At 60.6% G+C, this 24519-nt stretch carries 22 protein-coding genes; 19 read left to right on the top strand and 3 right to left on the bottom strand.

Translation table 11 applies throughout. The features are described from left to right. Window positions 1–111 precede the first annotated feature (111 nt). The 12 genes from AB8B33_RS29640 to dhaL (AB8B33_RS29585) all read left to right on the top strand — a co-directional run bounded on the left by AB8B33_RS29640 (window position 112) and on the right by dhaL (AB8B33_RS29585) (window position 14448). Complete coding sequence (locus tag AB8B33_RS29640) at window positions 112–1251, top strand: sugar ABC transporter substrate-binding protein (protein ID WP_439018105.1); 1140 nt, start codon at window positions 112–114, stop codon at window positions 1249–1251. 78 nt (window positions 1252–1329) lie between these two features. Continuing rightward, entirely contained in the window at window positions 1330–2868 is a 1539-nt protein-coding gene (locus AB8B33_RS29635; protein WP_439018104.1) for a sugar ABC transporter ATP-binding protein, read from the top strand. Beyond that, window positions 2865–3860 (top strand): ABC transporter permease, encoded by a 996-nt coding sequence (locus AB8B33_RS29630; RefSeq protein WP_439018103.1) that lies wholly within the window; start codon window positions 2865–2867, stop codon window positions 3858–3860. Before AB8B33_RS29635 ends, AB8B33_RS29630 begins: the two co-directional genes overlap by 4 nt. Next, window positions 3857–4840: an ABC transporter permease gene (locus AB8B33_RS29625; RefSeq protein ID WP_113296602.1), complete on the top strand. Its 984-nt coding sequence runs from the start codon at window positions 3857–3859 to the stop codon at window positions 4838–4840. The genes AB8B33_RS29630 and AB8B33_RS29625 overlap by 4 nt, the downstream gene beginning before the upstream one ends. Window positions 4841–5373: 533 nt before the next feature. Continuing rightward, on the top strand, window positions 5374–6852 hold the full coding sequence (locus AB8B33_RS29620) for a sugar ABC transporter ATP-binding protein (protein ID WP_439018102.1): 1479 nt from the start codon (window positions 5374–5376) through the stop codon (window positions 6850–6852). Next, entirely contained in the window at window positions 6821–7897 is a 1077-nt protein-coding gene (locus AB8B33_RS29615) for an ABC transporter permease (RefSeq protein WP_439018101.1), read from the top strand. The genes AB8B33_RS29620 and AB8B33_RS29615 overlap by 32 nt, the downstream gene beginning before the upstream one ends. A gap of 94 nt (window positions 7898–7991) precedes the next feature. Next, window positions 7992–8978, top strand: coding sequence for a substrate-binding domain-containing protein (locus AB8B33_RS29610; protein WP_113320389.1), 987 nt, complete (start codon window positions 7992–7994; stop codon window positions 8976–8978). 59 nt (window positions 8979–9037) lie between these two features. Continuing rightward, a complete protein-coding gene (locus AB8B33_RS29605) occupies window positions 9038–9808 on the top strand; it encodes an SDR family oxidoreductase (protein ID WP_439018100.1) in 771 nt (256 codons plus the stop codon). 22 nt (window positions 9809–9830) lie between these two features. Beyond that, window positions 9831–10826 (top strand): dihydroxyacetone kinase subunit DhaK, encoded by a 996-nt coding sequence (locus AB8B33_RS29600; RefSeq protein WP_439018099.1) that lies wholly within the window; start codon window positions 9831–9833, stop codon window positions 10824–10826. A gap of 14 nt (window positions 10827–10840) precedes the next feature. Continuing rightward, window positions 10841–11488, top strand: a complete 648-nt coding sequence (gene dhaL, locus AB8B33_RS29595) for a dihydroxyacetone kinase subunit DhaL (RefSeq protein ID WP_439018098.1) — start codon at window positions 10841–10843, stop codon at window positions 11486–11488. 152 nt (window positions 11489–11640) lie between these two features. Beyond that, a complete protein-coding gene (locus AB8B33_RS29590) occupies window positions 11641–13731 on the top strand; it encodes a bifunctional sugar-binding transcriptional regulator/dihydroxyacetone kinase subunit DhaK (protein ID WP_439018097.1) in 2091 nt (696 codons plus the stop codon). Window positions 13732–13791: 60 nt separating this feature from the next. Then, window positions 13792–14448 (top strand): dihydroxyacetone kinase subunit DhaL, encoded by a 657-nt coding sequence (gene dhaL / locus AB8B33_RS29585; protein ID WP_439018096.1) that lies wholly within the window; start codon window positions 13792–13794, stop codon window positions 14446–14448. Between the two features lie 32 nt (window positions 14449–14480). Here the strand turns inward: dhaL (AB8B33_RS29585) and AB8B33_RS29580 are convergent, their stop codons facing one another. Together AB8B33_RS29580 and AB8B33_RS29575 are read right to left on the bottom strand one after the other, a co-directional pair. After that, entirely contained in the window at window positions 14481–15239 is a 759-nt protein-coding gene (locus AB8B33_RS29580) for an alpha/beta fold hydrolase (protein ID WP_439018095.1), read from the bottom strand. 43 nt (window positions 15240–15282) lie between these two features. Beyond that, on the bottom strand, window positions 15283–17058 hold the full coding sequence (locus AB8B33_RS29575; protein ID WP_439018094.1) for a cytochrome c biogenesis protein DipZ: 1776 nt from the start codon (window positions 17056–17058) through the stop codon (window positions 15283–15285). Window positions 17059–17288: 230 nt separating this feature from the next. Here AB8B33_RS29575 and AB8B33_RS29570 point away from each other — a divergent pair, with 230 nt between their 5' ends. The 7 genes from AB8B33_RS29570 (at window position 17289) to AB8B33_RS29540 (ending at window position 23438) form a co-directional block, all read left to right on the top strand. Continuing rightward, window positions 17289–17660, top strand: coding sequence for a DUF488 domain-containing protein (locus tag AB8B33_RS29570; protein ID WP_439018093.1), 372 nt, complete (start codon window positions 17289–17291; stop codon window positions 17658–17660). 137 nt (window positions 17661–17797) lie between these two features. Beyond that, window positions 17798–18838: an alpha/beta fold hydrolase gene (locus AB8B33_RS29565; protein WP_113320382.1), complete on the top strand. Its 1041-nt coding sequence runs from the start codon at window positions 17798–17800 to the stop codon at window positions 18836–18838. Window positions 18839–18975: 137 nt separating this feature from the next. Beyond that, complete coding sequence (locus tag AB8B33_RS29560) at window positions 18976–19716, top strand: response regulator (protein ID WP_007826946.1); 741 nt, start codon at window positions 18976–18978, stop codon at window positions 19714–19716. After that, entirely contained in the window at window positions 19713–21038 is a 1326-nt protein-coding gene (locus AB8B33_RS29555; protein ID WP_439018092.1) for an ATP-binding protein, read from the top strand. Before AB8B33_RS29560 ends, AB8B33_RS29555 begins: the two co-directional genes overlap by 4 nt. A gap of 159 nt (window positions 21039–21197) precedes the next feature. Beyond that, window positions 21198–21614 carry an organic hydroperoxide resistance protein gene (locus AB8B33_RS29550; protein ID WP_113320380.1) on the top strand — a complete coding sequence of 139 codons (417 nt, stop codon included), beginning with the start codon at window positions 21198–21200 and terminating at the stop codon, window positions 21612–21614. A 341-nt stretch (window positions 21615–21955) separates the two neighbouring features. Then, window positions 21956–22555: a TetR/AcrR family transcriptional regulator gene (locus tag AB8B33_RS29545; protein WP_310382100.1), complete on the top strand. Its 600-nt coding sequence runs from the start codon at window positions 21956–21958 to the stop codon at window positions 22553–22555. Continuing rightward, window positions 22545–23438 (top strand): haloalkane dehalogenase, encoded by an 894-nt coding sequence (locus tag AB8B33_RS29540; RefSeq protein WP_439018091.1) that lies wholly within the window; start codon window positions 22545–22547, stop codon window positions 23436–23438. Before AB8B33_RS29545 ends, AB8B33_RS29540 begins: the two co-directional genes overlap by 11 nt. 80 nt (window positions 23439–23518) lie before the next feature. Here AB8B33_RS29540 and AB8B33_RS29535 read toward each other — a convergent pair whose 3' ends face one another. Continuing rightward, window positions 23519–24478, bottom strand: coding sequence for a trypsin-like peptidase domain-containing protein (locus AB8B33_RS29535; protein ID WP_037098700.1), 960 nt, complete (start codon window positions 24476–24478; stop codon window positions 23519–23521). Window positions 24479–24519 lie beyond the last annotated feature (41 nt).

Here is a 24519-nt window from a genome sequence, read left to right as displayed (position 1 = left end):
ATGTTAGGCTCAAATTGCACCGGAAAAGGATGGGATGGAGCCTTCCGGGATCAGCATGCCAATAAGATTTTGTGGAGGGGCGGCCTGGTCCGCCTGAGGAGGAGACATTCAATGCTTAAGGTGAAGAAAGCGAAGATGGCCCGTATCGCCGCGTTTTCCGCGTCGGCGTTTGCTCTGCTCTGCAGCACGGCCATGGCGGCGCCAAAGGTCGTGTCCGGCCCCGCCGCCGATCCGAACTGCATGGTTCCGTGGTCGGCCGAAACCCAATTCCTGCAATATCCGAAGAAGGATGGTCCTTACCGCATCGCGCTTGCCAACGGCTATATCGCCAATACCTGGCGCATCCAGATGGTGCAGACGGCAAAGGCCTATGCCGCCCAGCCGGACGTCGCCGCCAAGCTGAAAGAATTCAAGGTCGTGTCGACAGGCGAGGACGTTCCGGCCCAGATTTCGGCGATCAACAACTTCATCGATGCCGGCTATGACGCCGTCGTGGTCAACGCCCAGAACCCGACAGCCTTCGGTCCGGTCATCAAGCGCGCCAAGGAAGCCGGCGTCGTTCTTGTCGCCTTCGACAATATCCTCGACACCAAGGATGCGATCAACGTCAACGTCGACCAGAAAGGCCTTGGTGTCATCTGGGCCGATTGGCTGGTGAAGCACCTGCCGCAGGGCGGCAAGATCCTGGAAGTGCGCGGCGTAGCCGGTACCTCCGTCGATACGGATCGCCATAGCGGCATTCATGAAACACTGGACGCTTCCGGCAAGAAGTTCACCGTCACTGAAGTTGTCGGCAAGTGGGATGATGGCGTAGCGCAGAAGGCAACGGCCGATGCGATCGCCACCAATGGCCCGTTCGATGGCATCACCGCGCAGGGCGGTGACACCGGCGTCGTGCAGGCGATGATCGATGCGAAGCATCCCTTCGTGCCCTTCGGCGGTGAGACGGAAAATGGCTTCCGTAAATTCTGCGCGGCCCATGCGGGGGATGGCCTGAAATGCTCGTCGGCAGGCACCGGCCCGGCACAGGTTGCTGTTGCCATCAAGACGGCCATCGCAGCTCTTGAAGGCGAGGTCGTTCCGCAGGCCGTCAAGCTACCGACGGCCCTCGTTTCCGATCCCGATTTCAAGGAAGGGGAGGATTATTACCCCACCCAGTCCGACAACTTCTTCGTCGGCAACTCCTTCCCGACCTGCGGCATCAACTTCTCCGCACAGGAAATCATGGGGCAGACCAAGGAAAACCAGTAAGCACCACCATCCGGACCTGGCTGCGGGCGCTCGCGCCCGCAGCCTCGATCTCGACAAGACCGAATGGAGGCTGGATGCATGACCCTTTCCGAACCGCTTCTGCGCCTGGAAGGCATATCGAAGCGCTATGGCGGCGCGATTGCGCTGAAGGAAGCTAATATCGCTGTTCGACCGGGCGCGATCCACGCCGTGCTCGGCGAAAACGGGGCCGGAAAATCGACCCTCATCAAGATCATGGCCGGTGTGGTGGCGCCGGATGAAGGGCGCATGCTGCTGGACGGAAATGAGGTCTCGTTCGCCTCGCCGGCCGCCGCCAATGCTGCCGGTATCGTCTGTGTGTTCCAGGAACTGTCGCTCATTCCCGATCTTTCGGTGGCCGACAACATCGTCATCAGCAATCCGCCGCTGCGTTTCGGCATGATCGACCGCAAGAGGCAGCGCCAGATTGCCGAGGAAGCACTTGCCCGCGCCGGCGCTGCCGATATCCATCCATCATCCCTGGTGAAGGATTTGCCGCTTTCTCGCCGGCAGATGGTAGAGATCGCCAAGGCGCTTGCCCGCAAACCGCGTCTGATGATCCTCGACGAGGCGACCTCGGCGCTGACCCAATCGGATGTCGAGAAGGTCTTTGATGTGCTGAAGCAACTCAGGGCCGAGGGCATGGCGCTGATCTATATTTCGCATCGCATGCATGAGATTACAGAGCTCGCCGATGACTGCACGGTCTTCAGAAACGGCCGCAGTATCGAATCCTATCCCGCCGGCACCAAGACCGACCAGCAGGTAGTGGAGCTGATGATCGGACGCGAATATACCAACGTCTTTCCGCCCAAGCCGCTGCAATCGAGGGCGGGCGCGCCGGTTTTGTCCTGCCGCGACCTCTCCTGGGGAGATCGGCTCTCCGGGATCAATTTTGATGTGCGCCCTGGCGAGATTATCGGTTTCGGCGGCTTGGACGGGCAGGGGCAGCGCGAATTGCTGCTGGCGCTGTTCGGCGTGCTGCGAGACCTCAAGGGAGAGGTGGCAGTCGATGGCAGACCGGTCAGATTGAAGAGCCCGGGCGCGGCGAAATCGGGCGAGATCTCCATGGCGCTGATCCCGGAGGACCGCAAGACCGAGGGGTTGATGCTGCCGATGACGGTGCGCGAAAACCTGTCGATCGCAGCCCTTGATCGTGTTTCGCGCAATGGCGTGATCGACCGCGCAGCCGAGCTTCGGGAGATCGACGAACTTCTGAAGCTGCTGGCGATCAAGGCCGCGACGATCGACATGCCCGTTGCCTCGCTGTCCGGCGGCAACCAGCAGAAAGTCGTGATCGCCAAATGGCTGATGAACCGGCCGCGCATCATCCTGCTCAACGATCCGACACGCGGCATCGATGTCGGCACCAAGCAGGAAATCTATGCCCTGCTGCGCAAGCTTGCCGATGCTGGTGCGGCCATCATCTTCTATTCCACCGACTATGACGAACTGGTCGGTTGCTGCGACCGCGTGCTCGTCATGTATGATGGCAGCATCATCCGCATTCTCGAGGGAGACGAGATCAACGAGCGCGAGTTGGTGAGCGCCGCCCTCAACATCGGCGCCGCCGAGGCGCAGCAAAGGATGGCCCAATGAGCAGACAGGCGACTGGTGAATGGCGCTACCGGTACGTTCAGCAGAAGGGCACGCTCTTTGCGGCGCTCCTCTTCATCCTGATGTTCATCATCTATGTTTCGAACCATCCCGCCGGCTTCACGCCCAATGTGGTGCAGACGGCCGCCAACAAGGCGACATTGCTCGCCTTCGTGGCCATGGCGCAGTGTTTCGTGGTCATAACGGCGGGCATCGACCTTTCGGTCGGCATGATCCTGATCCTGTGCAACTGTCTCGCCTCGTGGCTTGTCGTCGGCACGCCGCTGCAGACGGGGCTGGGTGTCGTGGCCGTACTTTTGACCGGTCTCGCCTGCGGCCTTCTCAATGGGCTCGTCATCATCTTCGGGCGGTTGCAGCCGATCGTCACCACGATTGCGACCAGTGCGGTCTTTTACGGACTGGCACTGCTGTTGCGGCCCACACCCGGCGGCTCGGTCAATGAAGATCTCGCCGATGCTTTTACCTCGAAACTTTTCGGCGTCATCCCGGCAAGCCTTGTCGTGCTCGCGCTTGTCGTCCTAGTGATCTGGGTGCCTTTCAGCCGTTCGGTGCTCGGCCGCACCGCCTATGCGGTCGGCTCGGCAGAAAATGCCGCCTATATGTCTGCCATGCCGGTGAAGCGGGCAAAGCTTGCTGCCTATGCACTGGCTGGTCTGCTGTCAGCGATTGGCGGGCTTTATCTGACGTTCTTTTCCTATACGGGTGAGGCTGCCTTTGCGAGCGGCAACGCCTATACGCTCTATTCGATCGCAGCAGTGGTGCTCGGCGGTGTTTCGCTTGCGGGTGGTAAGGGAAGCGCTGTCGGCGCCGTTTTCGGTGCGCTGGCCTTCCGCACCATCGGCGACCTGTTGTTCGTCTTCGATCTCGATCCGCTCTGGCAGCCGCTCTTCCAGGGCGTGGTGCTGATGCTGGCAGTCAGCATCGGCTGCATCGGCCTGTCGCGCGTTCGCAATCGTCTGGAGTGGTTCCAATGAGCGAGGATGCTTCCACCATGCGGCAAATTCCTGTGCCCGCCCGGCTGCGCGGCGTCGATCCGGCTGTGGCGATCGCCTTCGGCTGCATCATCCTGCTGCTTCTCGGCGGTTCGCTCTATTCCTCCAATTTCCTGTCGCCGGATTACCTGCTGCAGCAATTGAAGGTAGCTTCCTTCCTCGGCGTTATCGCAACCGGCATGATGGCGGTCATCCTGCTTGGACAAATCGACCTGTCTGTGCCCTGGGTGGTGACGACAGGGGCGATGATGGCCTGCGCCGCCACTGCTTACGGAACGACGGGTGCGGTCCTCGCAATCCCCTTCGGTATTCTCTGCGGTGCCGCGATCGGCCTCGTCAACGGCATCGCAGTCGCCTATCTGCGCATTCCCTCGATGATCATCACGCTTGCGACCAATGCCGTCGCGCAAGGGTTGATGGTCGTTTACACAGGCGGTTTTTCGCCACAGGATTCGGCCTCTGCCGCCATGCGCTTTCTGGCAACTGGTTACGCCATACCCGGGCTTCCGAATGGCGTTCTGGTGTGGTTGGCCGTCGGCCTGCTCGCCGTCTTCCTGCTGACGCGCACCACCTTCGGCCGGGCGCTCTATGCGATCGGTAATCGCGAGCGCGCCGCGTACATGTCCGGCATCAACACCCGTAGGATCACCCTGCTGGCCTTCATCATGTCAGGCGGGCTCAGCGCGCTCGGTGGCGTGCTTCTCGCCGGCTACGCCTCGAAGGCATCTCAATCCATGGGCGACGCCTATCTCTTGCCCTCGATCGCCGCCGTGGTGCTTGGCGGCACACATGTGCTCGGTGGCAAGGGTTCCTATCTCGGAACCGTTGCCGGCGTCATCCTGATTACCCTTCTCCAGTCGATCCTCTCGGTCATGCAGATCGAGGAGGCCGGCCGCCAGCTCATCTATGGCGCGGTCATCATCGGCATGCTGCTGCTTTACGGTCGGCAGAAGGTCTCGTGACAAAACTCAGTGTTTTGCCTGGTTCTGGCCGTCGATTGCCCTGACGTTTCAACCGATAGACCATTTGGGCCGAAGCTGGGGGCGAGATAGTTATCGACGATCGCTTTGGCGAGTTCGGGGCCGGCCACGCATGCATCCACGGTGATGATGACTTGGTGGCACGCGCGGCAGAATAGGCATCGTCAGTCAGCGCCGCCGGATGCTTTTTGGCAGAAATCGACACGCCGGTGACCGTTCCTCAGAAGAGCTGGGCGCGATTATGCTCGCCGTCGATAATCTCTTTGCGCCACGTCGGCATGATGTTCCACACGCCCTCATTTCCGGCGCGCTGTCACTCATCACCCTGAAATTGCGGGATTTTTCGGCGCCGTTCCTGACTCCCGGATACCCTGACATTTACGTGATTATGCGTCGCTTGACATTTGTCGAATAGCAATCGAATATTGTCAGCATCGATATTCGAGCGGAGGTTTCCGGATGTCGAATGGCGCGCTGAAACGTGCTCGCCAGACGCATGCGTGGAGGAGACGGACGTGGAATTTCTGCTGGAAGTGGAGGGGCTCAAGAAGTCCTTTGGCGGCGTCGCAGCCCTGCGCGACGGCCGCTTCCAACTTCGCGCTGGCTCGGTCCACGCGCTGTGTGGCGGCAATGGTGCGGGCAAGTCGACCTTCCTGAAAATTCTGATGGGCATTCACAAGCGCGATGCTGGCTCGATTCGTCGGCGGGGCCGGGGGGTGGATTTCTCCAGTCCGGCTGATGCGCTCGCATCCGGTATTGCAATCATCGAGCAGGAGCTGAGCCCGGTTCCGCACATGACGGTCGCCGAGAACATCTATCTTGGCCGTGAGCCGTCAGCCCGTTTCGGTGGCATCGATTTCCGCACCATGAACCGCGCGGCACAAAAGCTGCTCGATGGACTGGAATTCGATATCCGCGCAAACCAGTACATGATGAGCCTCTCGGTCGCGCAAATGCAGTTGGTGGAGATCGCCAAGGCGCTGAGCCACGATGCCGAAGTCATCTTCATGGACGAGCCGACATCGGCGATCGGCGAGCGTGAGGCCCAGCAGCTCTTTGCGGCGATCCGCCGCCTGCAGGCCCAGGGGCGCGGTATCGTCTACGTCTCGCACCGCCTGTCGGAAATCTTCCAGATCGCTGATTCCTACACGGTCTTCCGCGACGGTTCCTTCGTCGGTGCCGGCGCCTTGTCGGAGATCGACCGGCCGAGCCTGATCCGCATGATCGTCGGACGGGAATTGTCGGAAGAATACGTCAAGACCAATACGCCGACACCTCAGATCGGTCTGGAGGTCAGTGCGCTCTCCTGCCCGAACAAGATCGAGGACATTTCCTTTTCCGCCCATAAGGGCGAGATCTTCGGCATATACGGGCTTATGGGCTCCGGCCGTACGGAAATCTTCAACTGCCTCTTTGGCCTCGATAAACCATCGAAGGGACACATTGCAGTGGACGGTGCGCCGATCTCGGTCGCGAAGCCCTCGGACGCGATGGCTCATGGACTGGCGCTGGTAACCGAGGATCGAAAGCAGACGGGGCTCAATCTCTCCGATTCCGTTCGCGCCAATATCTGCATGGCAAGCTTGCCGGAGTTGAGCCCCGCCTTTGCGATGGACCATGCGAAGGAAGTGGATGCCAGCAGGCGGATGCGCGAGCAGTTTCAGATCAAGGCAGCGCGCGACACCATGCCGGTATCAGGCCTTTCCGGCGGCAACCAGCAGAAGGTCGTTCTCGGCAAATGGTTCCTGCGCAACCCCAAGGTCCTGCTGCTGGATGAGCCGACACGCGGCGTCGATGTCGGCGCGAAGCGCGAAATCTACCGCATCATCTGCGACTTCGCCGAAGGCGGCGGCACGGTGGTGATGATCTCATCGGAAATCGACGAAGTTCTCGGCATGTCGGACCGCATCATGGTGATGCGCGGCGGCAAGAGCGCCGGAATATACAGCCGGGAGGAGACGAATGCCCAATCACTCGTCCACTTATCAACCTGACCAGGGTCAGGGCGTTCGTCCGGCAGCAGAGGAGCAGGCAGTGTCAGTGAGTGAGAACAAGAGTGCGGGCGGCTGGTTCAAGACCGAACAGCGGCGTTTGATCGTGCAGGAATACGGCATCTTCCTCGCCTTCCTGCTTTTGGTCGTTATCCTGTCGTTCTCGAATGAGTTCTTCCTGACCGGCGGAAATATTTCCAACGTGCTGCTGCAGACGTCCATCAACGGCGTGCTGGCGATCGGCATGACCTTCGTGATCCTGACGCGCGGCATCGACCTGTCGGTCGGCTCTGTCGTAGCACTCGCCGGCATCGTCAGCGCCAGTTTTGCCACCACTTCGGAAACGGCCGGGGTCATCGGTTCGCCCTATCCGGTCGCTATCGGCCTCTTGGTCGGTGTCCTGGTCGGTGTTGTCTGCGGCTCGATCTCCGGCGCGATCGTCTCGCGCTTCTCGGTGCCTGCCTTCGTCGCCACACTCGGCATGCTCTCAGCTGCCCGTGGCATGACGTTGATCTACGGTGGCGGTCGCCCGGTTCCGGCGCTGACACCCGCCTTTCGCTGGATCGGCACCGGTGATGTGTTCGGTCTTCCTGCTCCCGTCATCGTTCTTGCGGTCGTCTTTGTGGCTTCCTGGTGGGTGCTCAACCGTACACGGTTCGGCCGCTACATCTATGCCGTCGGCGGCAACCCGCATGCGGCCAAGACTTCGGGCATCAACACCGACCGAATCCGCTTCACCGTCTATGTCATCTCCGGCGGCCTGGCAGGGCTTGCAGGCATCTTGCTCAGCGCTCGCACCGGTTCGGGCCTGCCGCAGGCTGGCGTCGCGTATGAACTGGACGCGATCGCAGCAGTCGTCATCGGTGGCACGAGCCTTTCCGGCGGTGTCGGCCGGGTGACGGGAACACTGATCGGCGCGCTCATCATCGGCGTGATGAACAATGGTCTCGATCTGATGGGTATCCAATCCTACTACCAGCAGGTCCTGAAGGGCGCCCTCATCGTCGGCGCCGTCATGCTCGACCAGAAACGAAATTTCGGAGCCTGAGCTCAACAACAGAAATTCGGGGCAGGCGCTTCGGCCGCCCCGTCCGACAGGCAAGCCATGCTGGCAGCCTAAACCCAAGGTGGAGGAGAATGAAATGAAAAAGCTTCTGATTGCGCTTGCTTCGGCAACGGCGCTGCTGGCGACGTCGGCCGCAGCCCAGGAGAAGATTAAGATTGGCGCAGCGCCCTACGGCCTGAATGCGGAATTCATGCAGATCTGGACTGCGGCCCTGCAGGACCACCCCGCCGTCAAGAGCGGCGAGGTCGAACTGACGGTCTTCGATGGCCGCTATGACGCGCTGGTTCAGCAGGACCAGTTCAAGACGATGATTACGCAAAAGTACAACGCCATCATCTTCGCTCCGATCGACGTTGATGCAGGGGCATCTGCCGTTCAGTCCGCCGTCGACGCCGGCATTCCGGTCATCGGCTCCAACACCCGCGTCAATTCCGATCAACTGACCTCCTATGTCGGGTCCGATGACACGGTTTCCGGTTATCTCGAAGCCAAGAGTGTGCTGGACAAGATCGGCTGCAAGGGCAATGTCGTGATCATCGAGGGCCCGGTCGGCCAGTCGGCGCAGATCCAACGGTTGCAGGGTAACAAGAAGGCGTTGGCCGAGTGCCCTAACGTCAAGGTTCTCGAAGACCAGACGGCTAACTGGTCGCGCGCCGAAGCTCAGACGCTGATGGAGAACTGGCTGACGTCGCACCCGAACCAGATCAACGGCATTATCGGCCAGAACGATGAAATGGCGCTCGGCGCCATCGAGGCGATCAAGGCTGCCGGGCTCGACGTCAAGAGCTTTGCCATCGCCGGTATCGACGGTGTCACCGATGCGCTGCGGGCTGCCAAGGCCGGTGAGATGACCTCGATCCTTCAGGATGCCCGTGCCCAGGCGCAGGGCGCTCTGGATCTTGCGATCTTCAATGCCAAGAAGGGCGACTATAAGCCGGAATCCGATATCTGGACCACCTACAAGGATATGCCGTGGAACGACGGCAAGGATAAGACCTATAATGTCCCGTGGACCCCGGTGACGGCTGAAAACGTCGATAAACTGCTTTCCACTCGCAAGTGATCCTCCCTGGGGCGGGATGAAGGTCCCGCCCCATATTCCGACAGGTTGAGAAGAAAGCCATGACTGATTCAAAACAGGTTGATTTGAACTTTTCCTTGAGCGGCAAGGTCGCTCTGATCACGGGTGGGGCCTCCGGCATCGGCAGCGCCATCGCATCCGCCATGGCCGCCAAGGGCGCGATCGTCGGCGTGGTGGACATCAATGAATCGGTCGCGAAGGCCAAGGCCGACGAACTCGGCAACGGCGCGAAATCATTCGTCTGCGACGTGTCGGACCCGCAATCGGTAGAAAAGGTGGTTTCCGACGTGGTGGCCGCATTCGGTCACATCGATATTGCCGTCAACAGCGCCGGTGTCGTCATGCTCGCGCCAGCAGAGGAACTCAGCCTCGATGCGTGGGACAAGACCATCGCGATCAATCTCAAGGGCACCTTCCTGGTGTCACAGGCTGCTGGCCGCGCCATGATCAAGGCGGGCAGGGGCGGCAAGATCATCAATATGGCCTCACAGGCAGGCACGGTCGCCATCGACCAGCATGTTGCCTATTGCGCCTCGAAGTTCGGTGTCATCGGTCTTTCCAAGACGCTGGCTGCCGAATGGGGAAAGCACGGCATCAACGTCAACACGATCTCTCCGACCGTCGTCCTGACCGATCTCGGCAGGAAGGCATGGGACGGCCCGCGCGGTGAGGCGCTGAAACAGCGCATTCCATCCGGCCGTTTTGCATTTCCAGAGGAGATTGCGGCGGCGGCGGTGTTCCTGGCTTCCAACGGCGCCGATATGATCAATGGCGCGGACCTTCTGGTCGACGGCGGCTACACCATTATCTGACGCGCGGTAGATAGGAGTTATAATGCAGAGGTTTATCAACAATCCGGACGAGGTCGTCGAGGATACCGTCAAGGGCTTCGTCAAGGCCCATGCCGACATCGTCAGGCTATCAGCACAAAATCCCCGTGTCATTGCTGCTCGTCACACGCCGGTCGCCGGCAAAGTCGGCGTTATCACCGGTGGCGGTTCGGGTCATGAGCCGGCCTTCATCGGTTATACCGGCCGCAACATGCTGGATGCCGTGGCCGTCGGCGAACTTTTCTCTTCGCCAACCGCAAAGAGCTTCCTCGATGCCGCGCGCGAAGCCAATGGCGGCAATGGCGTCGTCTGCCTCTATGGCAACTATGCCGGCGACAACATGAACGTGAAGATGGCAATCAAGCTGGCGGCCAAAGAAGGCATCGAGATCGTCACCGTCGTTGCCAATGACGATGTATGTTCAGCAGGCCCTGAGGAGCGCGAAAAGCGTCGCGGCGTCGCCGGCGAGATATTCATGTGGAAGTGCGGCGCGGCGAAGGCTGCAGAGGGCGCGAGCCTCGAAGAGGTTCGTGCGACCGCTCAGAAAGCGATCGACAATTGCCGTTCGATCGGCGTCGGCCTCGGCCCCTGCACGCTGCCCTCCGTCGGCCATCCGAATTTCACCATCGAGCCCGGCACGATGGAGGTCGGCATCGGCCACCATGGCGAACCCGGCGTGCGCGTCGAGCCGCTGAAATCCGCCAAGGAAGTTGCCGAGGAGATGGCGAAGATCGTTCTCGACGATCACCAGCTTCCTGCTGGAGCCGAAGTCGCAGTTATCGTGTCAGGGCTTGGCGCAACGCCGCTCAACGAGCTCTATATTCTCCACGATACGATTGAATCCGAGATCACCGGACGCGGACTGAAGATCTATAAGGTCTATATCGGCAACTATTTCACATCGCTGGAAATGGTCGGCGCAACACTGACCGTCATGGCACTGGACGACGAGCTGAAGCGGCTGCTGAATATTGATGTTCAGTGCCCTGCGATGCTATGAGGGGAGGCAGGCGAATGCAGCAATTTCGGAATGCCAAATCGGGCGATATCGTTCTCTCGCTTGCCGATCGGATCATCGAAAACCGCGCCTATCTGAGCGAAATTGACGGCAAGATCGGCGACGGTGACCATGGCGTCAACATGGCCAAGGGTTTCGGTATGGCGGCCGAACGCGTCAAAGGGGCAGATATGTCCTTGGCGGAAGCGCTCGACACGCTCGGCACCGTGCTGATGACAGAGATCGGCGGCTCCATGGGACCGCTCTATGGCGTCATGTTCACGCAGTTTGCCGAAACGATCGAGAAGTCTGATGCGATCGACGCCGCGACGTTTAGCACCATGCTCCACAATGGCCTCGATGGCATTCAGGCGATCGGCTCGGCCAAGGTGGGCGACAAGACGCTGCTCGACACGCTCGTGCCGGCGATCAGTGCGTTCGATACGGCGATCGGCAGCGGAAAGTCCTTTGGCGAGGCGCTTCAGGCTCTCGTCGCAGCTGCGGAGGCCGGGCGGGACAGTACACGCGATCTCGTCGCCAAGATCGGTCGCGCCAGCCGCCTTGGCGAACGTTCGCTCGGCGTGCTCGATGCGGGCGCGACATCCTGCGCGTTGATCCTGAAATCGCTGGCTGATGGCGTGGAAACGAGGCTCCAGCCCGCCTGACAAATCGGGCTTTGGTGAGAGCCCGTGATCCTCCCTTGTATCACCTTCCCGGCCGCTTCGGCGGCCGGGAACAATCGGCCGGAAGTACGTTGAAAACTGCAGCTTTTGCGCTCATCTTCGCCGTCGATTGCAGACGAGGGGAACCAGGCAGGATGACGGCTAAGACATCATCGGCACGAAAGAACACTACGGCTGATATCGCGGCTGAACCAATCCCGCTGCGCTACGGCGACGATCCCTATGTGTGGGCATGCTGGCTCTACTACGAAGATGGCATGACCCAAGGCGATATCGCCGAAACCATGGGCATTTCACGCGCCACGGTGAACAGTTACCTCGCCGATGCGCGCGCCCGCGGCATCGTCAATATTTCCATCGAACCCTCGCGCCTGAGTTCTCTCACCATCGCCCAGGAACTGAAGCGGCATTTCGGTCTGCATGACTGTCTTGTCGTACCGAGCGACGACAATGCCCGGCCGCTGATCGAACGGCTTGGCGCAGCCGGCGCGCAGGCGCTGCAGAAACTGTTGAAATCCGGGGATACAATGGCGGTCGTTTGGGGCCGCACCATCATGGCGGTTGGCGAGCAGGCCGCCATTTCGGGACTGCAGGACATGACCATCGTGCAGGCGACAGGTGGGACGAGCGCAACCTTCGCCTACACGCCGGAACTTTGTGCCGCGGCCTTTGCCGACGCGGTCGATGGCCGGCTTATCAACATTTCTGCGCCTGCCATCGTTTCCAGCGCCGAATTGCGTAACATGCTGATGCGCGAACCTTTGATCGATCAGCAGTTTGAGGCGCTTTCGCGGGCAAACAGGGTGATTTTCGGCATCGCCTCCATGCGGCCGAATTCCACTATCCACACCAGCGGCTTTTTTGAGTCGGTATCGTTGCAGGACTATCTGGCGAAGGACGCGACCGGTGTCGTTGCCGGACGCTTCATCGACGGCCACGGACGGCCCGTCGCCGGTCCGCTGGACGACCGGACCGTCGGCATTTCGCTTGACCTCCTGAAGAAGATCAACATGCGCATTGCTGTTGCCGGCGGGTTCGACAAGGTGCCGGCGATCCTCGCCGCGCTGCGCGGCGGCTATGTCAATGTGCTGATCACCGATGCAGCCACCGGCCGCGGCATCCTGAATGCTGATGGCGTCACCGAGATCGCCCAAAAGCTCTCCCAGCGTCCGCGCGCGGAAAGCGAGGTGTCGGCGCCGCTGAACGGCGCTCGCACCCACATCAAGAAGTTCCTGAACAATCCTGATGATGTCGTCGAGGAAATGCTCGAGGGTGTCGTCAAAGCGCATGCGAATTACCTCCGCCCGGTCGACGGCTCCAACCGCGCTCTCGTTGCCCGCGCGGGCCCGCGGGCTGGCAAGGTTGGACTGGTCGTCGGCGGCGGCACCGGCCATGAGCCGGCGTTCCTCGGTTATGTCGGCAAGGGGCTCGCTGACGCTGTCGCGGTCGGGAATATCTTTTCCTCGCCGCCTCCGGGGCCGATCCTGCAATGCGCCAAGGCAGCGTCGGGCGGGGACGGCGTGCTCTTCGTCTACGGCAATTACGCCGGCGACGTCATGAATTTCGAGATGGCTGCCGAAATGGCGGCAGAGGACAATATCGAAGTCCGCACCGTGGTGACGACCGACGATATCTCCTCCTCGCCTTTGGAGGATCGGGATGGACGCCGCGGTGTTGCCGGCAATTTCTTCATTTTCAAGATTGCCGGTGCGGCCTGCGATCGCGGCCTGTCGCTGAATGCTTGCGAGGCAGCAACGCGAAAAGCCAATGACCGTACGTTCACGATGGGTGTTGCGCTGGAGCCCTGTTCGTTGCCGCAGACGCGTCGCCACAATTTCGAGATCGGTCCCGACGATATGGAAATCGGCATGGGCATTCACGGCGAACCGGGCGTGATGCGCGAAAAGATGATGAGCGCCGACGGCGTGGTCGATGTCGTCATGGATCGCATATTTTCGGAGATGAAACCGGTGGCGGGGGACCGCGTCGCCGTTCTCGTCAACTCGTTCGGCGGCACGCCGCTGATGGAGCTCTATATTCTCTACCGAAGGGTGGAGCAGCGCCTGAGCGCGAAGGGGATCAAGATCGAAGCGAACTGGGTGGGGCATTATTGCACATCGCTCGATATGGTCGGCGCATCCATATCGATCCTGCATCTCGACCAGGAATTGACGGATCTGCTGCATCACCCCTGCGATACGGCGTTTCTGAGGGTCGTAAACTGAAAAGCATAAAAGCATAAAAGCATCCCAGGGGGCTGGGCTGCATGAATTGGGAGGATACGCATGTCGGCAAACGCGGCCCGCCGCCTCAGCAGGATGTTTCACCGGATATCCGTGGCGATTTCGGCTGAGAAGGATCATCTCTCCGATCTGGATGGCGCGATCGGCGATGCCGACCACGGCATTACCATGTCGCTCGGCTTCCAGGCGGTGAATGGCGAACTGGCGAAACACGATCTCGATAAGATATTGCCATCAGAGGTCTTTTCGCTTGCCGCATCCGCCTTTCTCGATGCCGTTGGCGCATCGACCGGCCCGCTCTATGCCACGGCCTTCCGCAAGGCGGCGCAGGCTCTGAAGCGGGACGAGACGCTTTCGATCGCCGCTCAGGCTGCAATTGTCGAGGCTATGACATCGGGTATCCGGGACCGCGGCAAGGGGCAGCGCGGTGATAAGACGATGCTGGATGCCTGGATCCCGGCAACAGAGGCGGCTGCTGCTGCCCGCGACAGACAGGTGACAGTCTTGGACATGTGGAACGGCATTCTTGAAGCCGCAGACGCCGGCGCACGCTCGACCCGTTCGATGGTTGCCACGCGCGGCCGTGCCGCCCGCCTCGGCGAACGATCCCTTGGCCACATCGATCCGGGCGCGGCATCGGCCGTCGTCATCATCAAGGCGATGAAGGAAACGTTCACGGAAAATGAGCCGGCGGAGTGATCCACCGGCTCCGGTCACCGCTTTTGATCTGATTACTTGCCGGCTGCCTCGGCAGCCTTCGCGATCACATCGGCAACCTTCTCCGGTTGAGACGCGAAGACGGCGTGGCTTGCCTTGATCTCCGCCACCGTGCTGCCGGCCCGCTTTGCCATGTCACGTTCGAGGTCGGGATTGATCGAACGGTCTTCGGTGGCGACGATCGTCCAGCTCTTTTTAGTCTTCCAGGCGGGATCCCCGACCTTGGCCGAGAAGGCCTCCTTGGAGGCGAAGACCTGCGATTTCGCTAGGAACGCGGCCTCGTCCTTCGGCAGGTCGGCGGCGAAGTCGTTCGCGAAGGCGGCCGGATCGAGATAGAGGTATTTTCCGTCCTTTGTCTCACGAATATTCATGCCGCCAGCCGGCTTGGAACTCGCCAGGCTGATGAGGCTTTCACCCTTGTCCGGCTGGAAGGCCGCGACATAGACCAGGCCCACGACATTGGGACTGTTGCCGGCTTCGGTGATCACCATGCCGCCATAGCTGTGCCCGACGAGCAGGGTCGGGCCGTCCTGCAAGTCCAGCACCCGGTTGGTGGCGGCGACATCATCGGCAAGCGAGGTGATCGGCTCCTGGACGATGGTGACGTTGAAGCCGCGGCGCTCGAGGATTTCGGTTGCCTGGCGCCAGCCGGAGCCATCGGCGAGTGCGCCGTGGACGACGACGATGTTTTTCACCTCGGCCGCCTGGGCAGCAAAAGCGATGACGCTGGTGGCGAAGGCAAAGGCGATGGTAGAAAAATACTTACGTTTCATGGTGATTGCTCCTGTTGTTCAAGTTAAACGAGAGAAGGAATGTTCAGCCGAATGTGAAGGCGTAGGCCTGGACGCCGGGATCGAGGAAATGGATCTCGAAGTTGCGTGCTTCCACCGCGCCGGACTGGCGCACGAGCTGGTAGAGTTTGGTCGAGGTCACCGTGCCGTTTCCATCGGCATCGATATCGCTGCCGTGGTCGGCACCCGGCGCCTTGCCGTCGACCGTCACCTGGAAGCGGATCGGTTTGCCGTCAGTACTTGGGCCAAGAACGAGATGTAGATCGCGGGCGCTGAAGCGGTAGGCGATGCCGCCGCCTGCCTGATCCAGGGTCGCCTCTTCGGCACCGACAGTCCATTTGCCCGCAAGACCCCACTGGTTGAGACCCGGCTGCTTGACCGAATAGTCCTTGGTGGCATCGGCACGCATGCTCTCATTGGACGCAAAGCCGGTGGCCTGCTTATAGCCGATATAGGTCTCGCCAGAGCCGATGTCCTTCAGGTCCGGGCTCACCTCGGCACCTTTCGCATCCGGCACGACCGGTGCGCTTGTTGCCATCTCGCTGCCGGCTTCGCGCAACAGGTCCTGGATCGCCTGCTCAGTCTGTCGGTAGTTGCCTTCGCCGAAGTGATGTTCGCGGATCTGGCCCTTGGCATCGATCAGATAATGGGCCGGCCAGTAGCTGTTATCGAAGGCGCGCCAGATCTTGTAGTCGTTGTCGATTGCAACCGGATAGCCGATGTTGAAGTCGCCAATGGCATTTTTGACATTGTCGATCTTCTTTTCGAAGGCAAATTCCGGGGCATGCACGCCGATCACGACCAGGCCCTGGTCTTTATATTTTTCCGCCCAGGCGCGGACATAGGGGATAGTGCGGATGCAGTTGATGCAGGAATAGGTCCAGAAATCGACGAGCACGACCTTGCCACGAAGCTGTTCCGTCGTCAGCGGCGGCGTGTTCAGCCATTCGACGGCTCCGTCCAGCGATGGCGCAGGCCCTTCGACCGGCAGATCGCTGCGGAAAGGTTTCTTCGCATCGGCAAGACCGATCGTCTTGTCGTTGCTCGCGACTTCGGACGATCCTCCATCTGTTGGCTTCACATTCACCCTGTCGAGAACGGCCTGCTCGAAAGATGCGGTGCTGGCGTAGGAAAGCTGCGAAAGCAGGCCGGTGTCGAGACCGAGTGCGATAACGGCGACACCTGCAAGCACGGCAGCGCCGAGGCCCTGACGAATGCGCTCGCTGACGCCGAGCGACTTCTTCATGCCGGCAAAGATCTTTCCGCCGACGGAGAGGGCGATAGCCAGCGAAGTGGCGGCACCGGCGGCATAGGCGAGCAGCAGGAATGTCGTCTGCAGGTTGGCGCCCTGAAGTGCCGCACCCGTCAGCACGAGACCGAGGATCGGCCCGGCGCAGGGCGCCCAGAGCAGTCCGGTTGCAACGCCGAGAACGAGCGCGCTTGCCACAGTCGGCGCAGCACCGGTCTTGCCGGAAGCGTTCAGCAGGCGGTTGCCGAAATCGACGACCGGCTGGGTGATGAAGCTTGCGACACGCGGCGAAAGAAGACCGACGCCGAAGACGGCAAGCAAGGTCAGCGCGGCAAGGCGGCCATATTCATTGGCGTTGATCGCCCAGCTGCCGCCAACGGCGGCAAGTGTGGCCACCAACGCGAAGGTGGCGGCCATGCCGATCAGCATGGGCAGCGTGCTGCGCACGAATGGCTGTCCGGCGCGGGCGAAGACGAAGGGCAGGATGGGAAGGATGCAGGGGCTGAATATGGTCAGCGCCCCTCCGAGATAGGCAATGATAAGAAGCGTCATCATCGTTTCCTTTGAAACCGGGTGATCGGGCTCTGGACGGCGATGCAGCCCGACCAGCAACGCGGCTATCTGGCCGGGGCGATGTATCTCGGATGTGTCTGGTTTCCCGGCAATATGTACCGAAGTGTAGGAAGCGCTCCGATGAGGGCTGCGCTATCTTCCATGCATCAGCGCTTCGCCCGGCCGGGATCCCGCAAGAAGAGGGATGATCGGTGAATGAGGAGGATCAGATGACAGCCAGAGCTGAGACGATAAAGCTCAAGCGGGTCTATGCGGCCAAGGCGGATGCGGATGGCGCCCGGCTGCTGGTCGATCGCATCTGGCCGCGCGGTCTCAGCAAGGAGCGTGCTGCACTGACTGCCTGGCTAAAGGATGTCGCGCCAAGCACCGAGTTGCGCCACTGGTTCAATCATGAGCCCTCTCGCTGGGAGGAGTTCCGCCGGCGCTACACTGCAGAGCTTGAGCATAAAGAGGAAGAGCTGAAGCCCGTGACCGATTTCATAAGGAAAGGCACCGTCACGCTGCTTTATGCCACCAGCGATGACGAGCACAACAATGCCGTGGTGCTTCGTGATTTCCTCATCCAACGGATTTTCGATTGAGAAGGCAGCCAATTGTATCAGAACGTATCTGGAAGGCCGGATGCTACATCCGCATGCAATTGAAGCGGATACCCGAAACATCGGGGATACATGCGAGCTGTTTTCTCCCTGCCATCAACTTGAAACGGAGAGAGCCAATGTCCAGCGAAATCAATCTTCAGCGTCGTCGTTTTTTCGGTGTTGCGGCCATGACCATGGCGGCGGTCGAATTCGGCCTGACCAGCGCCGCCGGTGCCCAATCACAGGTCACCGCGCCCGCCGTCACGGCAGGCTCGCACACGTCCTTTGCACCGCTGAAGCAGGTCAAGGCTGGCGTACTTAATGTTGGCTACGCTGAAGCCGGTCCCGCAAATGGCCCGGTTGTGCTCCTTCTTCATGGCTGGCCCTACGACATCTACAGCTTCGTCGATGTCGCGCCTGCGCTCGCCGATGCCGGCTATCGGGTACTGATCCCCTATCTGCGCGGCTATGGCTCAACCGAATTCCTCTCCGCAAAGACACCGCGCAACGGTCAGCAGGCTGCCATCGCCACCGATATCATCGCCTTCATGGATGCGCTTGACATCGAGCGCGCCGTGATCGGCGGTTATGACTGGGGCGGCCGCACCGCGGACATCCTGGCCGCTGTCTGGCCGGAACGCTGCAAGGGCTTGGTCTCGGTCAGCGGCTATCTGATCGGCAGTCAGGAGACGAACAAGAAGCCGCTTCCGCCGCAGGCCGAGCTGTCCTGGTGGTATCAGTTCTACTTCGCCACTGAACGCGGCCGCGAGGGGTATGAGGCCAACCGGCATGATTTCGCAAAGCTGATTTGGAAGCTTGCTTCGCCGCAGTGGAAATTTGATGACGCGACTTTCGACCGCTCCGCCAAAGCCTTCGAAAACCCCGACCATGTCGCGATCACCATCCACAACTACCGCTGGCGGCTTGGCCTCGCCAATGGCGAAAAGAAATATGACGCGTTGGAAAAGAAGCTCGCTGCCTTCCCCGTCATCACCGTACCGACCATCACCATGGAAGGCGACGCCAATGGCGCGCCGCATCCGGAGCCTTCGGCCTACGCCAAAAAGTTCACCGGCAGGTATGAGCATCGCAACATCACTGGCGGTATCGGCCATAACCTGCCGCAAGAAGCACCGCAGGCCTTTGCCCAGGCCATTCTAGATGTCGATCGCTTCTAAAGCCTGCCTCGGCTGCCGCGAACGGAATTCCCTGTTTCGCGGCAGCCAATTCAGAGTCAAAACAGTAAGCAGCGAGTCTGCATCAGAGATAACAATTCTGCTGCGCGCCAACAGATAGAGGATCCGAAAGTCCCGACATGGAGCACGTCGACCACATCCTGATCGTCGATGACGATCGTGAAATCCGCGAACTGGTTTCGAGCTATCTGAAGAAGAACGGGCTTCGGACGTCAGTCGCCGCCGATGGCCGCCAGATGCGCAGCTTTCTCGAAGGCAATACGGTCGATCTCATTGTGCTCGATGTCATGATGCCGGGCGATGACGGGCTCGTGCTCTGTCGTGAGCTGCGTGCGGGTAAGCATAAGGCAACGCCGATCCTGATGCTGACAGCCCGCAGCGACGAGATGGATCGCATCATCGGGTTGGAGATGGGCGCTGACGACTATTTGCCGAAACCTTTTGCCGCGCGCGAATTGCTGGCACGCATCAAGGCCGTCTTGCGCCGAACCCGCGCCCTGCCGCCAAACCTGCAGATTTCGGAGGCAGGGCAGTGGCTTCGCTTCGGCGACTGGCGCCTGGATACGGTCGGCCGGCATCTTCTCGACAGGCAAGGAACCGAGATTGCGCTGAGCGGCGCCGAATATCGGCTGCTGCGCGTCTTCATCGACCATCCGCAGCGGGTGCTCAACCGTGACCAACTGCTGAACCTCACGCAGGGCCGCGATGCGGAACTCTTCGACCGCTCCATCGACCTGCTGGTCAGCCGCGTTCGGCAGCGACTGGGGGATGATGCCCGCGAGCCGACCTATATCAAGACGGTGCGCAGCGAAGGTTACGTCTTTTCCGTTCCGGTGGAGATTGAAGAGGCCAGGTCATGAGCGTGGGGGCTGCTCTTCGCTCCGGGTTTTGGCCGAGCACGCTGCGGGCTCGTCTTTTCTTCATTCTGCTGGCGGGCCTGGCGATTGCCTATGGCCTGTCCTTCACAGTCCTCTTCGTTGAGCGTTCCATGTCGGCCAAGGCCGTCATGCTCGGCACGTTGGAAAGTGATGTCGCGACCTCGATCGCCGTTCTCGACCGCCTGCCGGCGGATCAGCGCAGCGACCTGCTCGATCGTCTCAGCCGCGGCAACTATCGTTTCGAACTTGGGCCGGGTCTGCCCGGTGTGCCCGACAATTCCAGCAAGGGCAGGGAAATCGGCGGCAGGATCGAAGAGGCGATCGGCGGCACCTATCCGATCCGCATGGAATCCATTCCGGGCGATATCAGCCGGCTGCAGGCACATCTGACGCTGAGTGACGGAAGTCCGCTGACGATCGACATCACGCCGCGGCCTCCGATGCCGATTGCGGCATGGTTGCCCTATGTGCTTGCTATCCAGATGGTGCTGCTGGTGCTTTGCACCTGGTTTGCCGTGCGCCAGGCAATCCGGCCGCTCGGGGCTCTTGCGGCTGCGGCCGACGCACTCGATCCCAACAAGAAAGGTCCGCCGCTTAGCGAGCGTGGCCCGAGCGAAGTTGCGCATGCGGCGCGCGCCTTTAATGCCATGCGCGAGAGAATCGCGCATTATCTCGAAGAGAGAGTGCAGATTCTGGCTGCGATCTCGCACGACCTGCAGACGCCGATCACCCGCATGCGGCTGCGCGCCGATATGACCGATGATTCCCCCGAGAAGGACAAGCTGGTGCGCGATCTCGGTGAGATCGAACGTCTCGTGCAGGATGGGATCGCTTATGCCCGCAGCGCCCATGGCAATGGCGAGAAGTTTTCCCGCATCGACCTCTCGTCCTTCATCGACAGCATCGCCTATGACTATCAGGACATGGACAAGGCCGTCAGCGTCGTCGGCCTCGTGCAGGGCATTGCATCGACAAAACCGCATGCGCTTCGTCGCATTCTCACGAACTTCGTCGACAATGCGCTGAAATTCGCAGGTGCAGCCGAAATCAGCGTTGAGCGGAAAGGCGAGGAGGCGATCGCCATCACCGTGATGGACCGCGGCCCTGGCATTCCGGACGCCATGCTCGAAGCCGCCATGCAACCCTTCTTCCGGCTGGAACAGTCGCGTAATCGCGAGACTGGCGGCACAGGCCTTGGCCTTGCCATTGCCCAGCAATTGGCAGCCGCAATCGGCGGCTCGGTGCGGCTCTACAACCGCGAGGGCGGTGGTCTCGCGGCCGAAGTGACGATCCGCGCCAATTGAATTTTTCGCTGCATTTGTATGCGAAAATGTCCAGATAGACCGGCGCTACGCTTTGATACAGTTCGGCCGATTTTGGAAACATACGGGATACGTCAGCCCGTCAAAACCACTCCGTCACCAGATGTCGCAGGTTGCGACACGAAACCAAGGAGTGCTCTCATGACGACGATTGAAAAGGTTCTCTACACCGGCAAGACCCACACCACCGGCGGCCGCGACGGCGCCGCCCGCAGCAGCGATGCGCAGCTCGATGTAAAGCTTTCGCCTCCGGGCAGCGCCCATGCAGGCACCAATCCTGAACAGCTCTTTGCAGCCGGCTGGTCGGCCTGCTTCATCGGGGCGATGGGCCTTGCTGCCGGCAAGCGCAAGCTGAGGCTTCCCGCCGATACTGCTGTTGACGCTGAAGTTGATCTCGGCATGACCGGCGATGCCTATTTCCTGCAGGCCCGGTTGAACATCAGCCTGCCGGGTCTGGAGCCTGAAGTCGCCCGCACGCTGATAGAGGAAGCCCACCAGACCTGCCCTTATTCGAAGGCGACGCGCGGCAACATCAATGTCGAGCTCAATCTCGTCTAAACATCCCGGCGCAATTTGGGTGCAGCTGGCTGCATCCACGGAGGCTTCGATGAAAAGGATCATTATCTTCATTCTGGGAGCAGCGGTTTTTGCAGCCCCCTGTATCTATGACGTGTTCTCTGATGAGCCGTCGCCACTGCTTGGTCTGCTTGCTGCGGCCTCGGGGGCACCCGGGTCCCTGTAAGGTGATTGCAATCTGTCATCGCTGAGAGCGATGAGTAGGGCACCCGCCGTTTGGCGGGTGCCTTATTTTTTTAAGTTTTTCTACCTGTCTGGCTCCGATTGCGTCGCAAAACGATCTCAGTCTTGACATTAATACGGTCGTACGTATTGTAATGCGTATGGCAAAACATTCACATCGAAACTCAATTCTCGAAGCCGGCCGAAAGGTCATGTTCCGCAAGGGTTACATTGGCGCGGGGGTCCGCGACATCGTCGCCGAAGCGGGCGTGCCACAGGGTTCGTTCACGAACCACTTCCGTTCCAAAGAGGAATTCACGAAGGAGGTGCTGGATCTCTACTTTCAGGATCTTCAGTGCGCCATCGAGACGGCGCTTGGGGATGCGGGGCTGAGACCACGCCAGCGCATCGAGAAATATCTCGATATCATCACCGGCCGTCTGGCTGCCGATGGTTTCAGCCGCGGCTGCCTCATCGGCGATCTCAGCCTGGAGGCGGCCCCGCAGAGCGAGACGCTGCGCACGCGGCTATCGGAAATTTTTGGCGAATGGAGCGCGCCATTTACGGCTTGCATTGCCGAAGGACAGGCCTCCGGGGAGATCGATGATGCGATCAGTCCGGAAGATCTGGCCGAATTCCTCCTTGCTTCATGGGAAGGCGCGATCCTGCGCATGAAAGTATCGCGGGATGCCCAGCCCCTGGAGCGGTTCAAGAAGATCGTCTTTGCCACCGTGTTCAAGGATCACAGCCATGAGACATGATATCAGTCTGCCGCGCGTGCCGGTGCTCGATTCCGAAATGGCATATCGCGAGGCCGGCAGAACGGACGGCCCTGTCGCCCTCCTTCTGCATGGCAATCCCACTTCGTCTTATATCTGGCGCAACATCATTCCGCATGTCGCAGATGCCGCCCATTGTATCGCTCCGGACTTGATCGGCTTCGGCCAATCCGGCAAGCCGGATATTGCCTATCGATTCGAAGACCATGTGCGCTACGTCGACGCCTTCATAGCGAAGATGGGCATCAAGTCGGCCTATCTCGTCGCCCAGGATTGGGGAAGCGGGCTGGCGCTCCATCTCGCCGCCCGTCGTCCCGATTTCGTCCGAGGCTTGGCCTTCATGGAGTTCATCAGACCGATCCCGACCTGGGACGAATTTCTGCAGAACAGCGACGAGCGTGAGATTTTTCGCAGATTCCGCACGCCGGGAGAGGGGGAGGCGCTCGTTCTCCAGGACAATATCTTCGTTGAAGGCGTACTGCCGGGGGCAACGCACCGTCAATTCAGCGAGGAGGAGATGGCCGTCTATCGAGCGCCGTTTCCGACACCGGCCTCGCGCCGGCCGACCTGGCAATTTCCAAATGAGCTGCCGATCGCCGGCGAACCGGCAGATGTCTATGCGATCATGGAAAAGGCGCACGAGGCTCTGGCGGTATCGAACTATCCGAAGCTTCTCTTCGCTGGCGATCCCGGCGCCCTCATTCCGACCGCCTTTGCCGAGGATTTTGCAAAACGTCTGCGTAATTGCCGGCTGATCAAGCTGGGCAAAGGCCTGCACTACCTGCAGGAAGATCATCCTGAAATCATCGGCGAGACGGTTGCCGCGTTCATCGCCGAGATCGAGGCGCAGAGCCTGGTCGCATAAGGCAGCGGAGCGATTGCCGCCACTGGAGAACGAAGGCGAGCCTCGACTTCGTTCTCTTCTCTATCCGGCTACCGCAGATGCTAATGTATTCTTTTTGCGGGGCGAACGGTGCGTTGTTCGATCCGCCCTGCGATGGAGAAAATCAGCACATCGACATCGGCATCGATCGTCGACCCATCCAATAGCCGGACGACGTCGTCTATCCCCGACACCGGATGGCCGGCGATTGCGAGCAGATAATCACCCTCGCGAAGGCCGGCCCTGGCGGCAGGACCATCGTCTTCGACGCGGCGCAGGCGGACTGTTGTCCGTTGGGGAACGCCGGCCTCAAGCGCAATACGCCGATGCAGATCGACCGTATCGGCTGCGATGCCGATATATCCGCGGCGGACCTCGCCGAAGCGCAGGATTTCAGACACGACGTGCTTGGCGGTATTCGATGCGACCGCAAAGGCAATACTCTGCGCGCCCTGGATGACCGCGGTGTTGACGCCAATGACCTCACCTGACGAAGAGACCAGCGGACCGCCTGAATTGCCGGGGTTAAGCGCCGCGTCGGTCTGGATGATATCTTCCATCAGGCGACCGCTCGCGGCGCGCATCGAGCGTCCGAGAGCGGAAACGACGCCCGCTGTGACAGTCCATTCGAAGCCAAGCGGATTGCCGATGGCAACAGCGATATGCCCGCGCTTCAGCTTCTTCGAGTCGGCAAGCTGCGCCCAGGCGCCGGACCAGTCGTTGGCCCGGATCAGCGCAAGGTCGGTGTCTTCATCCCGGCCGAGCACCCGGCCTTCTACGACTGCACCATCAGGCGTCTTGATGGTGACGGCCTTTGCATCGCCGACGACGTGATTGTTGGTGACGATGAGACCGTCGGGCGAGATGGCGAAGCCGGAACCATGCCCCGCCCGTCCGCCGATGCGCTCGATGCGGCTGACTGCCGGGCCGACCATATCGACGGTATTTGACACCGTTTCGGAATAGGCATCCAGCAGCCCGGCGTCTGACGACGGCTGAATGTCACGATCAATGAATCCCATGAAATCTCCTCCGACGCGTGAGGCGTCGACGTTGAGGACCG

The sequence above is a fragment of the Rhizobium sp. 768_B6_N1_8 genome (genome assembly GCF_051811225.1).
Classification (GTDB): Bacteria; Pseudomonadota; Alphaproteobacteria; order Rhizobiales; family Rhizobiaceae; genus Rhizobium.
Note: the sequence above shows the minus strand (reverse complement) of the source record. Positions and strands in the feature narration are given on the sequence as shown.